This window comes from Deltaproteobacteria bacterium (genome assembly GCA_016219225.1).
GTDB lineage: Bacteria > Desulfobacterota > RBG-13-43-22 > RBG-13-43-22 > RBG-13-43-22 > RBG-13-43-22.
Genome location: JACRBX010000259.1, coordinates 1 through 15,881, shown reverse-complemented (window position 1 = coordinate 15,881; position 15,881 = coordinate 1). Strand labels below are relative to the sequence as shown.

Annotated in this window: 13 protein-coding genes; 10 read left to right on the top strand and 3 right to left on the bottom strand. The window is 53.6% G+C overall.

The window, feature by feature from the left end:
* From HY879_21355 to HY879_21330, 6 genes are all read left to right on the top strand, one after another.
* On the top strand, window positions 1-1,259 hold a 1,259-nt coding region (locus HY879_21355; protein MBI5605890.1), incomplete at its 5' end, for an ABC transporter substrate-binding protein.
* Window positions 1,260-1,449: 190 nt separating this feature from the next.
* On the top strand, window positions 1,450-2,331 hold the full coding sequence (locus HY879_21350; protein ID MBI5605889.1) for a branched-chain amino acid ABC transporter permease: 882 nt from the start codon (window positions 1,450-1,452) through the stop codon (window positions 2,329-2,331).
* Window positions 2,332-2,448: 117 nt separating this feature from the next.
* Window positions 2,449-3,423: a branched-chain amino acid ABC transporter permease gene (locus HY879_21345; protein ID MBI5605888.1), complete on the top strand. Its 975-nt coding sequence runs from the start codon at window positions 2,449-2,451 to the stop codon at window positions 3,421-3,423.
* Window positions 3,424-3,430: 7 nt separating this feature from the next.
* Entirely contained in the window at window positions 3,431-4,171 is a 741-nt protein-coding gene (locus tag HY879_21340) for an ABC transporter ATP-binding protein (protein ID MBI5605887.1), read from the top strand.
* Window positions 4,171-4,866 carry an ABC transporter ATP-binding protein gene (locus HY879_21335; GenBank protein MBI5605886.1) on the top strand — a complete coding sequence of 232 codons (696 nt, stop codon included), beginning with the start codon at window positions 4,171-4,173 and terminating at the stop codon, window positions 4,864-4,866. The genes HY879_21340 and HY879_21335 overlap by 1 nt, the downstream gene beginning before the upstream one ends.
* A 279-nt stretch (window positions 4,867-5,145) precedes the next feature.
* Complete coding sequence (locus tag HY879_21330; GenBank protein ID MBI5605885.1) at window positions 5,146-6,666, top strand: AMP-binding protein; 1,521 nt, start codon at window positions 5,146-5,148, stop codon at window positions 6,664-6,666.
* Window positions 6,667-6,791: 125 nt separating this feature from the next.
* Here HY879_21330 and HY879_21325 read toward each other — a convergent pair whose 3' ends face one another.
* The 3 genes from HY879_21325 to HY879_21315 all read right to left on the bottom strand — a co-directional run bounded on the left by HY879_21325 (window position 6,792) and on the right by HY879_21315 (window position 9,026).
* Window positions 6,792-7,301: a hypothetical protein gene (locus HY879_21325; GenBank protein ID MBI5605884.1), complete on the bottom strand. Its 510-nt coding sequence runs from the start codon at window positions 7,299-7,301 to the stop codon at window positions 6,792-6,794.
* 152 nt (window positions 7,302-7,453) lie between these two features.
* Complete coding sequence (locus HY879_21320; protein ID MBI5605883.1) at window positions 7,454-8,011, bottom strand: Fe-S-containing hydro-lyase; 558 nt, start codon at window positions 8,009-8,011, stop codon at window positions 7,454-7,456.
* 172 nt (window positions 8,012-8,183) lie between these two features.
* The gene (locus HY879_21315; protein ID MBI5605882.1) at window positions 8,184-9,026 is read right to left on the bottom strand and encodes a fumarate hydratase; all 843 of its coding nucleotides are present in this window, start codon (window positions 9,024-9,026) and stop codon (window positions 8,184-8,186) included.
* A 300-nt stretch (window positions 9,027-9,326) separates the two neighbouring features.
* On the opposite strand from HY879_21315, the gene HY879_21310 reads away from it, so the two are divergent.
* The 4 genes from HY879_21310 to HY879_21295 all read left to right on the top strand — a co-directional run.
* Window positions 9,327-10,517 (top strand): efflux RND transporter periplasmic adaptor subunit, encoded by a 1,191-nt coding sequence (locus HY879_21310; protein MBI5605881.1) that lies wholly within the window; start codon window positions 9,327-9,329, stop codon window positions 10,515-10,517.
* Window positions 10,518-10,529: 12 nt separating this feature from the next.
* A complete protein-coding gene (locus tag HY879_21305; GenBank protein ID MBI5605880.1) occupies window positions 10,530-13,679 on the top strand; it encodes a multidrug efflux RND transporter permease subunit in 3,150 nt (1,049 codons plus the stop codon).
* The gene (locus HY879_21300) at window positions 13,672-15,087 is read left to right on the top strand and encodes an efflux transporter outer membrane subunit (protein ID MBI5605879.1); all 1,416 of its coding nucleotides are present in this window, start codon (window positions 13,672-13,674) and stop codon (window positions 15,085-15,087) included. The genes HY879_21305 and HY879_21300 overlap by 8 nt, the downstream gene beginning before the upstream one ends.
* 279 nt (window positions 15,088-15,366) lie before the next feature.
* Window positions 15,367-15,881, top strand: a 515-nt coding sequence (locus tag HY879_21295; GenBank protein ID MBI5605878.1) for an MFS transporter, incomplete at its 3' end; no start/stop codon positions are given.

The window sequence follows — 15,881 nt, the reverse complement described above, 5'->3', positions numbered from 1 at the left end:
TTGTTTTGTGTATGGTAGCATTATTAATGGCCTCCATGGTCCTGGCCCAGGCCAAACCCGCTCCGGCTAAAAAGGCTGCGGAAGCGGCCATAAAAACAGGGGCCAAGGACGCCATCCGTCTGGGGGCCATTTGGGATTTTGCCGGACCTTGTTATATGCTTTCCGAATCGGCTGTTCAAGGGATCCGGATCGCCGTTGAAGAAATCAATGCCAAGGGAGGCGTCCTGGGCCGTAAACTGGATTTGATCGTCCGGGATACGGAAATGAAGGTCGACGTCGGTGCCCGGGAGACCAAGGACCTGATCCTTCGGGAAAAGGTCAATTTCCTGATCGGACCTTGCAGCAGCGGCGTTGCACTGGCGGTACAGGTGGTGCATGCCGAAAATAAGGTCCTGAGGGTAACCTGTATGGCCAATACCGAAGGCCAGGTGGTGGATAAATTCACCCCTTATGTGACCCAGGTGGTGCCCAATACCTATATGGAGGCCGTGGCCGCCACAAGGTTCATGAATAAAAAATATCCCCAGGCCAAAAAGTTCTGCACCATTGCCCCGGATTATGAATTCGGCCGCCGGGAAGAGGCCGCCTTTGAAGAAGAAATCAAAAAGCTGGTGCCTGATGCCGAGGTCCTTTATCAGGCCTGGCCCAAACCCGGGGAAAAAGATTTCACCTCTTTTATTACCGCCATTATGGCCAAGAAACCCGATGCCGTCCATAGCTCCCTTTTCGGAGGCGATTTGGTGGCCTTTACCAAACAGGCCACTCCTTACGGCTTTTTTGAAAAGATCCCCTTTATCGCCCTCTATGACCTGCCGGTCTTTGTCGCCCTGGGGGCCGATGCCCCGGACGGGGTCATGGCCTTCGGGCGGGGTTGTTTCTTTATGGATCCCAATCCCAAGATGATGCAATTCGTCGAGAAATACCGCAAGGCCCGCGGCGCCTATCCGGATTCCTGGGCGGTCCAGGCCTATGATTCGGTCTATCTGATCAAGGCGGCCGTGGAAAAGGCCAAATCATCCGACACGGAGAAGGTCATCAAGGCCATGGAAGGGATCAGCCTGGACAGCTTGCGGGGCAAATTCACCATCCGGCCCTTGGACCACATGGGCAGCGTGCCTTCTTACCAGGGGATCATCGCCAAGGACCCCAAATATCCCTTCAAAGTCTGGAAGGACGTGGTCCGGGTCCCCGGGGAACAGGTCTGGCGGTCCGAGGCCGGCGTGCGGGAGGTTTGGAAAAAGACGGGGGTCGTTCGTTGAAGAAAAGATGCTGGGTGCTTGATGCTGGATACTGGATGCTGGATAAAACCAACATACCGATACTGGATTAAAACCGGCATCAAGTATCCAGTATCCGGTATCGCTCCACCCGGAGCGATCAAACCCAGATTTTTAAATTCCGAAATCCGAAATCGAAAATCCGAAATCGGACTTTATTTAGGATTCTCCCATGTCCTTTGATGTCCTTTTCAATCAGTTCTTAAGCGGGATAGCCCGAGGCGCCCTGTTATTTTTGGTGGCTTCGGGCCTTTCCCTGACCTTCGGGGTCTTGAGGGTCTTGAACTTCGCCCACGGATCCCTGTACATGTTAGGGGCTTTTATCTCCTACAGTGTCTGGAAATGGCTCCTCATCCCGGTAGTCGGTTTCTATATCGCCACCCTGATCAGTGCGTTGATTTTGGCAGGCATCGGGCTCTTAATTGAATACTATATTTTGCGGCGCCTTTATTCCCGTGGCTGGCCTGAGCAACTCCTGGCCACTTATGCCTTGATCCTGATTATCACCGATATCGTCAAATGGTTTTGGGGCGGGGAATTTCTTTCCATTCCCAGACCCAAACCCTTCACCGGGGCGGTATTCCTTTTCGGTTTTCCTTTCCCGTCTTATAACTTTTTTGTCATCCTTCTCGGTTTGGCCCTGGTGGTATTCCTCTGGTGGCTGGTTTATAAAACCCGCCTGGGAGACATCATCCGGGCTGCGGCCCACGACCGGGATATGGTTTCGGCCCTGGGCATCCCGATACCCTGGCTGTTTACCTGGATCTTCGTCTTGGGGGCCTTGATTGCCGGCCTGAGCGGAGCAGTGACCGCACCCTACGGTTCCATTGCCCTGGGCATGGATATTGAAATCATCGTTGAGTGCTTTGCCGTGGTGGTCATCGGCGGCATGGGCAGCCTGCCCGGAACCCTCCTGGGTGCCCTGATTGTCGGGCAGGTCTATTCTTTCGGTATCATGTATAAACCGGAACTGGCTCTGGCCTTTATTTTCATGGTCATGGCCATAGTCCTGATCATCCGCCCCTGGGGGATCTTCGGAAGACCGGAACGCTAGTACGAAAATACGGTTCAAGGTTCAGGATTCAAGGTCCGGAAAATCAAGTTCGGGGTTTAGAGTTCGGAGTAAACTATTTTCATGATTCGTGGTGTCACCGGGACATGAAGACTTAGGATGGAAACAACACAGATGGAAGACAATAAGAACTGGTTTAAGCGGGGCTGGTGGCTGATCCTTCTCATAGCAGCCGGCTTGGTTGCACCCCATGTGATCAGCGAATTTTATCTGCTGATCCTGGGAGAGGCCCTGGTTATGAGTCTCTTTGCCCTGAGCTTTAATCTCCTCTTCGGCTATATGGGACAGCTCCCTTTCGGCCAGGCCGCTTTTTACGGCCTGGGGGGCTATGGAATGGCCATACTCTTGACCAAATTCCAGGTCAATTTCTGGTTGAGTTTTATAGCCGGCATCGGGATCGCGGCCTTGATCGGCCTGCTGGTCGGCCTTTTCTGCGTCCGGCTCCGGGGGATCTATTTTTCCATCCTGACCCTGGCCTTCGGGCAATTGATCTTTGTGGTCATCTATAAATGGCATGATTTTACCGGCGGGGATGACGGGATTCAAGGGGTCTTTCCCCCGGAATTTTTTAAAGACCCGATAGCCTATTATTATTTTATTCTGATCGTTTTTTGCCTTTCTGCCTTTATCCTGTGGCGGATCATCCATTCCCCTTTCGGATACACCCTGCAGGCCATGCGCGAAAATTCCGAACGGACCGAGTTCCTGGGAATCCCCATTGCCCGTTATCAGTTGATCGCCTTTGTCATCTCCGCGGCTTTTGCCGGCCTGGCCGGTGCCTTGTGGGCGCCCTTTTATCGGTCGGTGGCCCCTTCGACTCTGATGTGGGTCAAATCCGGAGAACCGGTCATGGCCACCATCCTCGGCGGGGCCGGTCTTTTCTTCGGACCCGTCCTGGGGACCTTCCTGATCACCTTTATCCATGCCTATCTCCTGGGATTCACCCACTTCTGGCCTATTATCATGGGGACCTTGATTTTGATCGTCATCTTTCTCCTGCCAGGAGGGATTCTCGGATTTATCAAGGAAAAACTGGAAAATCGTCAAAATAGAAACCAGCAAACGCAAGGGTGACCCAACCGTGATTCTGGAAACCAAAAAGTTAGTCAAAATATTCGGAAAACTCCTGGCTACCAACAGTGTGACGCTTTCCGTACGTCCCGGTGATATTCATGCCATTATCGGACCCAATGGTGCCGGAAAATCTACCTATTTCAACCTGATCACCGGTTATCACCTCCCCGATTCCGGCCAGGTTTTTTTCAGGGGCCAAGACATTACCAAGCTTCCTCCTTACCGAAGGTGCCGGTTGGGGATCACCCGTTCCTTTCAAATTACCAGCATCTATCCCAAAATGACAGTTTATGAGAGTGTTCTGATGGCCCTTCTCTCCCACCAGAAGGTGACTACCCGTTTCTTCTCTACCGCTAAAAAATATTTTAAGGAAGAGGTCTGGCAAATTCTGGAAGATGTGGGCCTGGCCGACCAGGCGGGGATCAACGGCGATTCCATTTCTCATGGGGATAAAAAAAGGCTGGAACTGGCCGTTACCCTGGGAACCAAACCCGAGATGCTCCTCCTGGATGAGCCGACCTGCGGCATGTCTCCCGAGGAGACCGACAGTATCATGGAAATTATAAAAAAATTAGTCGATCAAAAAGGTCTGACCATCCTCTTTACCGAACATGATATGGCGGTGGTCTTCGGGATTGCCCGACGGATCTCGGTCCTTCACCAGGGCACCCTGATCGCCGATGGGACCCCGGAAGAGGTCCGGGCCAGTGATCAGGTTCAAAAAGTCTACCTGGGCGGTGCGGCATGATCCTGGAAGTCAAAGATATTCATACCTATTACGGAACCAGTCATATCCTCTTCGGGATCTCTCTGGAGATAAAAGAGGGGGAAGCGGTTTGCCTGCTCGGCAGAAACGGGGCCGGTAAGACCACCACCTTAAAGAGCATCATCGGCCTTACGCCGCCCAAGAAGGGGAGTATTCAATTTCAGGGAAAAGAAGTGTCCGGCAAACCTCCTTACACCATCGCCCAGATGGGGGTGGGCTTTGTTCCCGATGACCGTCGGATCTTCCCGGATCTGACCGTTCGCCAGAACCTTCTTCTGGGTAAAAGGGAGCGCCAGGGAGGTCTTTGGAATCTGGACCGGATCTATACGCTGTTTCCGAAGCTGATCGAACTGGACAGTCATATGGGCGGGCACTTAAGCGGCGGGGAGCAACAGATGCTGACCATCGCCCGGACCCTGATGACCAACCCGTCCCTGCTTCTGCTGGATGAACCCGGGGAAGGACTGGCCCCTATGGTGGTTCGGGCCATGGGCGAGCAACTCATGGAGATCAAAAAAACAGGTGTCACCATGCTCATCTGCGAGCACAACGTGGGGCTGGCCATGACCCTGAGTGACCGGGCCTATGTCATGGACAAAGGGACTATCCGCTATCAAGGCACCATCGAGGAATTAAAGGCCAGCGAAGAGGTGCGTAAGAAATATTTGATGGTGTAGGGGATAAAGAAAAGCACGTTATCAGCATTTAAACAGATCGTTCTCCGTCATGCCGGACTTGATCCGGCATCCAGGGGGTTACGGATTTTCTTTAGCCTGGATTCCGGCTTTCGCCGGAATGACGAGCTAACTCCATGTTTAAGTAATATTTTCATGTTTCGCGGCGCCCCCTGGACATGAGGGTTTAAAATGAAATCCCCCCTTCCCCCTTTTTTAAAGGAGGGATAAAGAGGGGATTTTTCGTTATAGATTATCAGGCAGTCACTCGAAGGAGGACTTATGAATCTTGGAACGTTATTGCCCCGTCAGGCCCGCTTCCGCCCCCATCAGATGGCCGTTGTTTTTCAGGAAAAGCGCCTGACTTACCTGGAACTCCATAAAAGTGTCAATCGGCTGGCTAATGTTCTTTGGGATCTGGGGGTCCGGAAAGGGGATAAAGTAGCCACCATCCTGCCCAACTGCCTGGAGCTTTACGAGACCTACTGGGCCGTAGCCCGCATCGGTGCCGTGGTGGTGCCCTTAAGCCCTTTGCTCAGGGGGACCGGGCTGGTCAGCCTGCTAAACGATTCGGACACCCTCCTGGTTGTTACCAATAAGGCCTTCGTGGAAGTGCTCGACCCTATCAAAGAACAGCTTCCGGTAATTAAAGCCGATCGTTATCTGTTGACCGACAGCGACAACACCCCAGGGTATCAAGGATACCATTTTTTGAAGGTCCGAACAGGCGACCATGATCCACCCGATGTCGAGATTATGGATCAGGACCTCTACAATATCATTTACAGCAGTGGGACCACCGGTCTGCCTAAAGGGATCATCCATACCCATTATGTGCGGGCCATGTACTGCACCCACTTTTCCTCGGCCTTTCGTGTCAGGCCGGAGAGCGTTATCCTCCACACCGGATCCATTGTCTTTAACGGGGCCTTTTTGACCCTCATGCCGGCCATGTATCTGGGGGCTACCTACATCCTGCATCCGCAATTTGATGCCGAGGCCATGATCCGGACCATTTCTGAAGAAAATGTTACCCATGTGGATACGGTCCCGGCCCAGATCATCGGCCTGCTTAATTCCCCGAATTTCAGCCTCGAAACCTGTGGCTCCCTGGAATGTTTAATCTGTTTGGGGGCCCCACTCCTTAAGGAACACAAAGAAGAGTTAAACCGCCGGCTGCCCGGCCGGTTCTATGAACTTTACGGTTTGACCGAGGGTTTCGTGACCATTCTGGATAAGAATGATTTTCCGGCCAAACTTTCCTCCGTGGGCTGCTGCCCGCCCTTTTTTGAGATGAAGATTATGAATGACCAACGGCAGGAGCTGCCGGTTGGTGAGGTGGGGGAGATCGTCGGCCGGGGGCCAATCCTCATGCCCGGTTACTATAAACGCCCGGATTTGACCGAGAAGGCCGTTATCGACGGCTGGCTCTACACCGGCGATCTGGGTTATATGGATGCGGACGGCTATCTTTGTCTCGTGGACCGGAAGAAAGACATGATCATCTCCGGGGGGATCAATGTCTATCCTAAAGATATTGAGGAAATTGTGATCCAACACCCGGCGGTGCGCGAAGTAGCGGTTTTCGGCATTCCCCATGAAAAGTGGGGAGAAACCCCGGTGGCGGCTGTTATCCTATACCGGCCGGGGGCCGTTGCCGAAGATGAACTGAAAGGTTGGATCAACCAGAGGGTAGGGGCTGCTTATCAGCGGGTCCATCAGGTGGTTTTTAAAGAGGATTTCCCGAGGAGCACGGCCGGTAAAACCTTGAAACGGGTCATGCGGGAGGAGATGACCCTTTAAGTTCGGATTTCAGAATTCGGATTTCGGAATAAAAACCCGTTATCATGATTCGTAATATTCCTTCAGTCCAATTTTCATGCTTCGTGGCGCTCCATTGAGGGCATGAGGGGTAGGCCTGATTTTATTTAAGGCGTGACCTGAACATTGGTCGAACCGGAAACACCCATAGCCGTAGCGGTTAACGTGTCTGTCCCTGGGCTTATGGGGAGATTCATTTGTTTAAAGGTTCCGGCTGATATTTCAACGTCATACACCTTTAAAGGGGTATAAATGGCCTGGACCTGTCCTATGTCATTTGAGGTAGTCGAGCATATGGAAACCACGACCAGTCCATCCGTTGAAGTGGAGTTGACAAAACCCCCTCTCAAGGCGCTTATACACACATTGGTCCCTCTAACAGCCGGGGTTCCATTGCGATCCTTAACCACGGCCACAATCCCCAGAACTTCCCCATTTGAGGCCGAAGCAGAGGTCGGAGTGGCCGATACGGATATCGTCCAGCCCGTACCGGTACCCGAGCCGGAACTGCTGGAGCCGCCCGTACTGGAAGTACAGGATAGCATTCCTGCTATCATTGCAAGGCCGATAAGCAGACTGATCCCTTTAAAATAAATGAAAGACCGGTTATCTCGCATCCCAACACTCCTTAATGAGTTGTTTTAAACCCATCCTCTTGTTAAATCCACATACCCGTCTGAGGCGCCACGAAACATGAAAACAGGTACAAGGTTTGTTACGCTTGCATCTTGCATCTTGCAACTTTTTTTCCTACTAATGATTCTCCCGCCTACGGTAACTGGTATTCTTTAAGGCCTTCCTCGTAAAGATCCCGTCCCAGACTGTCGTTGATGACCACAGCCGGGAAGTTTTCCACCACCATCCGGCGGATGGCTTCAGGACCCAATTCCTCATAGGCAATGACTTCCGCGGCTTTGATGGCCCGGGAAATCAAGGCCCCGGCCCCACCGGTGGCCCCTAAATAAACGGCCTTATATTTGACTAGGGCCTCTTTTACGGCCGGGGACCGTTTCCCTTTGCCGATCATCCCCTTCAGACCCAGTTCCATCAATCGGGGCGCATAGGGGTCCATGCGATAACTGGTAGTCGGGCCGGCCGCCCCGATTACCCGCCCCGGTTTTGCAGGGGAGGGGCCGACATAATAGATAACCTGTCCCTTAAGGTCAAAGGGGAGCGGTTTCCCGGCATCCAACAGGTCAATTAACCTTTTGTGGGCAGCGTCTCTGGCCGAATAAACGACACCGTTTAAAAAAACCTTGTCTCCAATCTCAAGGGAAGATACCATTTCGTCGGTTAAGGGGGTGGTTAGAGTGACTGTTTTGGACATAAATAACCCTTTATTGGTAAAAGTGTTTGCAGTTATGAGTTCGGAGTATTGAGTTCGGAGTTATTAGTGAATTGTCCGGCGTAAAAACTATTAACTCCGAACTCCGTACTCCGAACTTACAAATCTGAACCAAAAATCAATTTCTTGTCTTTGACCAATTTGCCCCTTATTTTTATAAGGTAATCTCCTTATGCCTGCTGGCGTGGCACTGGATATTGACCGCTACGGGAAGACTGGCAATGTGGCAGGGCAGAAGCCGGATATGGACGGCCAGGGAGGTCGTCCGGCCTCCCAAACCCTGGGGGCCTATTCCGAGTTTATTGATCATTTCCAGCAGTTCGATCTCAAGCCGGTCCAGCTCGGGATCAGGGTTCGGGCTCCCAAGGGGACGGAGCAGAGACTTTTTGGCCTGCAAGGCGGCCTGTTCAAAGGTTCCGCCGATGCCCACGCCGATAATGGTCGGAGGGCAGGGGTTTGGCCCGGCCTCCTTGACGGTTTCTACAATTTTCTCCTTGATTCCAGGGAGCCCGGCCGAGGGGGGAAGCATAAATAAACGGCTCATATTCTCACTGCCGCCGCCTTTCGGGACAACCCAAATTTTAAGCCGCTCACCGGGGACCACATTGATATAGATGACGGCCGGCGTATTATCCCCGGTATTGGCCCTGGTAAAAGGATGGCAGGACGATTTACGCAGATAGCCTTCTCCATACCCCTCTCGGACCCCCTGATTGACGGCCTCTTTCAAGTCACCGCCGGTCAGATGCAGGTCCTGGCCGATTTCTAAAAAAATTACCGCCAGTCCGGTATCCTGGCACATGGGCAGATGCTCCTCCCTACTGATCCGGGCGTTTTCGATCAATTGTTCCAGAATCTCTTTCCCAACCGGGGATATTTCTTTCTGCAAGGCTTGCTGAAAGCAGTTAAGGACATCTTCGCCAAGGTTTTCGTTGGCTTCAATACATAACCGTTTAACGGCCTGGGTTATTTTTTTTACCTGAAGCTCTCTGATCATCGAGTCTCCTGTTACGTAAAAGGATTTAAATTTCTATCCTTGTTTTTTTTATGAAACTATCAAATTTTAATGGATTTGGCAACCTTCTTATTGAGTATTGTTTTTCTCCTTGACGCTCTTTCCTTCCTATCCTATACTCTTTTTCCTGAAAATAAATTCAAACAAAATTAAACAGATATAGGCTCTTGGAGGGGTTTGGTCCCTGGGGGTCTGAAACAAATCTCCAAAGTTGGGTAATAGGCGTTCCGACAAGGAAGAGGGTTGTGAACCGGTTGACCCCGTCGACAAGGAGGATTTTGAATGATTGGTAGAAATGGGTTAAGAGTGCTTTGGTCCGCAGGCATTCTTCTGATGTTTGGGATAACGCTTTTTTCGATAGGATGCAAAAAAAATCAAGCGAAAGAAGGTTTCTCTAAAATCATTGTTGAAGTTGCCCCTGTTCTCCTGAAGGATGTACCGATCCATTCGGAATGGACCGCTTCTACGGATGGTTTTGTCAACGCCACCATACGGGCCCAGGTCCAGGGGTACCTGGTCGAGCAGGATTATAAGGAAGGGGATTTTGTCCTCAAAGGGCAGGTCCTCTTTAAAATCGACCCCCGGTTTCTCCAGGCGACTTTGGATCAGGCCAGGGGGCAGCTTACCGAGCAGCGGGCCCGATGGGAAAACGCCAGGGCCAATCTCGAACGGATCAAGCCCCTGGTAGCCCAGAAGGCCGTCAGCCAGAAAGACTTCGATGAGGCCGTGGCCACGGAACGGGTCACCTTGGCCGCGGTGGTGGCTGCCCAGGCGGTGGTCGATAAGGCCCAGGTCGATCTGGGATTTACCAGGATCATATCTCCCATTGATGGGATCGCCGGTATTGCCAGGGCCCAATTGGGTAACCTGGTAGGACCCGGTTCCATCGAGGAACTGACCACCGTCTCCACTGTGGACCCGATCAAGGTCTATTTCCCGATGAGCGAACAGGAGTACCTGAAATATATGGCTAACGGGAATGGAAAGACCCAGCAGATACCCCTGGAGTTGATCCTGGCCGACGGCAATGTCCATCCTTTTCAGGGGAAACTGGCCTTTGCCGACCGTCAGGTGGACCTGAGAACCGGGACGATCAAGGTAGCCGCCCTGTTCAAGAATCCGGGAAATGTGCTGCGCCCCGGACAATTTGCCCGGATTCGTGCCCGGATTATGGTCAAGAAAGGGGCGCTTTTGGTTCCCCAGCGGGCGGTCATCGAATTACAGGGAAAATATCAGGCGGCCGTGGTCGGCCCGGATAATAAGGTTTCCATCAGGCAGGTCAAAGCGGCCGAACGGGTCGGCAATCTTTGGGTGATCGAAGAAGGCCTTAATCCCGGCGAGCAGGTCGTCATCGAAGGGCTTCAGAAGATCAAGGATGGGATGGTGGTGGCGACCAGGCCCTTCCGTTCTGATTCCGGGATGGCCAATACGGCCGGGCCTCAGCCGGCGATTCAAAAGACAGGGAAAAAATAGGGGGTAGGCCGGATGTCGAAGTTTTTTATCAACCGTCCCATTGTGGCCATGGTCATCTCTATCTTGTTTGTCATCCTGGGCCTGGTGGCCATGGTGGGACTGCCGGTGGCCCAATTCCCGGAGATCGTTCCACCGGAGATCCAGATCTACACCACCTATACCGGTGCCGACGCCGAAACCGTGGAACAATCCGTGGCCACCCCTATCGAACAGCAGATCAGCGGCGTGGACAATATGAACTATATGTATTCCGTGAATGCCAGTAATGGAACGATGCGGATGTTCGTCAATTTCGATGTCAAGACCGACCCCAACACGGATTTGATCTTTACCCAGATGCGGCAGAACCAGGCCCAACCCCAACTGCCCATCGATGTGCGCAATTACGGCGTAACCATGGTAAAATCCAGGGCCGCACCGATGATGCTCATCGGCCTCACCTCCCCTAAAGGCAGCTACAACGCCGCCTTTTTAGCCAACTACGCCAATATCAATCTGGTCGATCAGCTCCTGCGGGTGCCCGGCATCGGCCAGGTGGCCATTTTCGGCGCCGGTCCCTATGCCATCCGTATCTGGGTCAAACCCGATACCCTGGGCAAGCTGGGCCTGACCGTTCCCGATATTATCGGCGCCATCCAGAAACAGAATACGGTCAATCCGGCCGGACAAGTCGGCAGTGAGCCGGCCCCGCCCGGCCAGGAATACACCTATATCGTGCGCGCCCAGGGCCGTCTGGTTTCGGAGGAGGAATTTGGCGAGATTGTGGTCCGGGCCAACCCCGACGGGTCGATCGTCAGGCTGAAGGACGTGGCCCGGATTGAACTGGGGACCCAAAGTTATGCCATCAACGGCCGAATCGACGGGAAGCCGGCCGGGATCATGGCCATCTATCAGTTGCCCGGTTCCAACGCCTTAACAACGGTCCAGGCCATTAAAAAGTTGATGAACGAAGCCAAAAAAAGGTTTCCGGCCGACCTCGATTATACGGTCGCCCTGGATACCACCAAGTCCATCAACGAGGGGATCAAGGAGATCGTTATTACGCTTTTGGAGGCCCTGCTCCTGGTTATCCTGGTGGTCTACCTTTTTCTTCAGGGGTGGCGGGCGACCCTTATTCCGGCCCTGGCCGTTCCGGTCTCCCTGATCGGCACCTTTGCCGTCTTCCCCTTGCTGGGGTTCTCCATCAATACCCTGTCGCTTTTCGGCCTGGTGCTGGCCATCGGCCTGGTGGTGGATGACGCCATCATCGTTGTGGAGGCGGTAGAGCGTCACATCGAGGAAGGCCTCTCCCCGAAAGAGGCCTCGTTCAAGGCCATGAAGGAGGTTTCCGGGCCGGTGATGGCTATCGCCTTGATTTTAAGCGCCGTCTTTGTGCCGACCATATTCATACCGGGCATCACCGGAAGGCTCTATCAGCAGTTTGCCGTGACCATCGCCATTTCGGTTCTCATCTCGGCCTTCAACGCCCTGACCCTGAGCCCGGCCCTTTGCGCCCTGCTGCACAAGCCGGGGAAAGAGACCCGGGGACCTTTAGGGGTCTTCTTCGCCTGGTTCAACCGGTCCTTCAGCCGGGCCTCAAAAGGCTATATCCGGGTCTGCGGGACCTTGATTCGCAAGAGCGTCTTGAGTCTCATTCTTTTAGCCGGCATCGCCATCCTGGGCGGTCTTTTCGGCAAAGGGATCCCCGTGGGGTTTTTGCCGGAAGAAGATTTGGGCTATATGTACATCAACGTGACTCTGCCCAATTCCGCCTCTCTACAAAGGACGGACGCCACCTGCCGAAAGATTGAGGAGATCATCAGGAAGACCCCGGGTGTCGAACACTACCAGACCATCGTCGGCATCAGCCTGATGAGCATTGCCCAAAATACCTATAGCGGGTTCTTCTTTGTAACCCTCAAAGAGTGGAAGGACCGAAAAAGGCCGGAGGAACAATACCAGGCGGTTATGGCCCACCTGAACAGTGAATTAAGCCAGTTGCCCCAGGCTGTGGCCTTTGCCTTTCCGCCCCCGGCCATACAAGGAATCGGTCTGGCCGGCGGAGCCACCCTGGTGCTCGAGGACCGGGCAGGCAAACCCCTTTCTTTTTTGGCGGAAAACGTCAACAAATTTCTGGACGGGGCCAGGAAAAGGCCGGAGCTGGCCAGGGTGACGACTACCTTTCTTCCTTCGGTTCCACAGCTCTTTGTCAAGGTGGACCGCGACAAGGTGCTCAAACAGGGGGTTGACCTTGGGGAGGTCTACCAGACCCTCCAGGCCTTTATGGGCGGCTATTTCGTAAACTTTTTTAACCGCTTCGGGCGCCAGTGGCAGGTCTTTGTCCAGGCTGAAGGGGAGTACCGCACCAAGGCTGAAGACATCCGGCAATTCTATGTGGATAACGACAAGGGGGACCATGTGCCCCTTTCGGCTTTGACCACCATGGAGAACCGCCCCGGTCCGGAGTTCACTATGCGCTATAACCTTTATCGCTCAGCCCAGATCAATGCCATGGGCAAACCCGGTTTCAGCTCGGGCCAGGTCATGAAGGCCCTGGAAGAGGTTTTTCATCAGACCATGCCGGGGGAGATGGGCCTCGACTACATCGGTATGAGCTTTCAGGAAAAAAAGGCCCAGGAGGGTATCCCCGCTTCCGCCATCTTCGGTTTTTCCCTCCTCTGTGTCTTCCTCATCCTGGCGGCCCTTTATGAGAGCTGGTCCCTGCCGTTCAGCGTGCTTCTCTGCACACCGGTGGCTGTTTTCGGGGCCTTCGCCGGAATATGGCTCACCGGCCAGGTGAATAACGTTTATGCCCAAATCGGTCTCATCGTCCTCATCGGTCTGGGGGCCAAAAATGCCATCCTGATCGTCGAGTTCGCCAAGACAAGACATGAGGGGGGAAGCCCTTTGGATGAGGCCGCCCTCGAGGGTGCCCGCTTGCGTCTCCGGCCGATCCTGATGACCTCCTTCGCCTTTCTGCTGGGTGTGCTGCCCCTGGTTTTTTCCTCGGGCGCCGGTGCCGTAGCCCGGCGGATTATGGGTACGGCGGTCATGGGAGGGACCACCGCCGCTTCGGTCATTGCCATTTTTCTGATCCCGGTGACTTTTTATGTGGTAGAAAAAATCTTCAGGCGCAGAAAGAAAAAACACCGGGAGGATGAAAAGGAGGCCAACCATGTTTAAAGGGATCACCGCTCTCTTCTCGGTTCTGATAATCTCGGCCTGCACCCTCGGGCCGGATTACCGGCGCCCGGCAATGGATGTCCCTTCATCCTGGCGTTTTGAAGAAAAAGAAGCCCAGGATTGGGCTAATACCGCCTGGTGGGGGCAGTTCGATGATCCGGTCTTGAATGAGTTGATCGCCACGGCCCTTAAGGAGAACCTGGATCTTAAAATCGCCGCCTTGAGGGTCGAGGAATTCATGGGACGGTACGGCTTTTCCAGGGCCGCGCTCTTCCCCCAGGCGGATGCCACGGGGATGGTCCAGAGAAAGTCCCTGACCCAATACAGCAATCCCCCGCGGTCTTCAACAACCGACAACCCCTATTATGATTTTCAGGCCCTCCTGACTGCCGGTTGGGAGATCGATATCTGGGGGCGTCTCCGTCGGGCAACTGAAGCGGCCCGGGCCGATCTGCTGAGCACCGAAGAAGGGCGACGGGGGGTCCTGATGACCGTGGTGACCGCAGTAGCCATTGCCTACATCGACCTCCGGGACCTGGATAAACAACTTGAAATTGCCGAAAGAACTTCCAAAAGCCGGGAAGATTCTTTCAAACTCTTCCATCTCCGTTTTGAGCGGGGACTCATCTCGCAATTGGAACTCAGACAAATAGAATCGGAGGTCCAATCGGCCTTGGCCACCGTTTCATTGCTTCAAAAGCTGATCTTCCAGCAGGAGAACGCCTTGAGCCTGTTGATAGGACACCATCCGGGTCGGATTCCAAGAGGTAAAATCCTGGACCATCTGATTCTACCGGCCGTTCCGGCCGGGGTCCCTTCGCAGCTTCTGGAAAGGCGCCCGGATATCCGCCAGGCCGAGCAAAACCTGATTGCCGCCAATGCCAGGATCGGGGCGGCCAAGGCCCTTTATTTTCCCTCCATTTCCCTGACCGGCTTTTTTGGGCTGGAAAGCACGGAGTTGTCCAGTCTTTTTAGCGGGCCGGCCAGGACCTGGAATTATACCGCCCAGATTTCAATGCCCGTCTTTAATGCAGGCGTGATCGCCGGGACGATAAAGGCCACCGAAGCCTTACAGCAACAAGCCCTGGTCCGTTATCAGCAGGCCGTCCAGACCGCCTTCAGAGAGGTGGAGGATGCCCTGATCGATCAGGCCAAGTCAAGGGAACAATTAGCCAGGCAAAAAAAACAGGTAGAGGCTTTACAGAGTTATCTGGGGTTGGCCAGGGTGCGGTATGAGAACGGTTATACCAGTTACCTGGAAGTGCTTGATGCCGAGCGGGGTCTTTTCAGTGCCGAACTTTCCTATACGCAAACCCAGGGAGTCCTCTTTCGCGCCCTGGTCAACCTCTATAAATCCATGGGTGGAGGCTGGTTGGTCGAAGCGGATAAACTGGTCGGAAGGTATTAAATGTTAGAGAAAAATTCTCAAGATATGTGTTTAAGAATCTACGCCTCGTCTGTGAGTTTGCCCGGAAGAGGATGCCCCTGACGGGCCCTTAACTTAACACTGTAGCCCCCCTTTTTCGTCATTCCCGAGTGTCTTTATCGGGAATCCAGGTTTTTTAAGAAAATGCAAATCAAAGTCCCTGGATTCCGGCTTAAATCTTGCCGGAATGACGGATAGAGGGGCCACGGCTCAACTGATCGACAAAATTTTGTCGATGTATCAGCAATAAGCGCCTAATCTATGCAGCTTTTCTCCGGATGGACGATCCTGATCGGTCTCATGGCGGCTTATGCCGGCTTGTGCGGGAATATCACCTATGCCTACGGCGTGTTTTTACCGGCCATGAGCCAAACCTTCCTTTGGAGCCGTTCTGCCCTGTCCGGACCCTATACCCTGTTTTTCATTGTCGGCGGCCTGCTTGGACCGGTTGCCGGTCTGAGCGTGGCCAGATTCGGGGCCAGAAGAAATATCATCATCTTCAATTTCATTGCCGCCCTGGGTCTCCTCGGCCTGTCTCAGGTCAGGGCCCTCTGGCAGGTTTATCTGTTCTTTGGCGTCCTGGCCGGTCTGGGTATTGGCTTCGGCGAGTTTATACCGATTACCTCCGTGATCAACAACTGGTTTATCCGGAAAAGATCATTGGCCATGGGTTTGCTCTTTGCCTCCGGCGGAGTGGGCGGTTTTGTTCTGCCCCCCCTGATCAGCCGGATTATCTCCGTTCTGGGATGGCGCTGGGCCTGGGTTTGGCTGGCCGG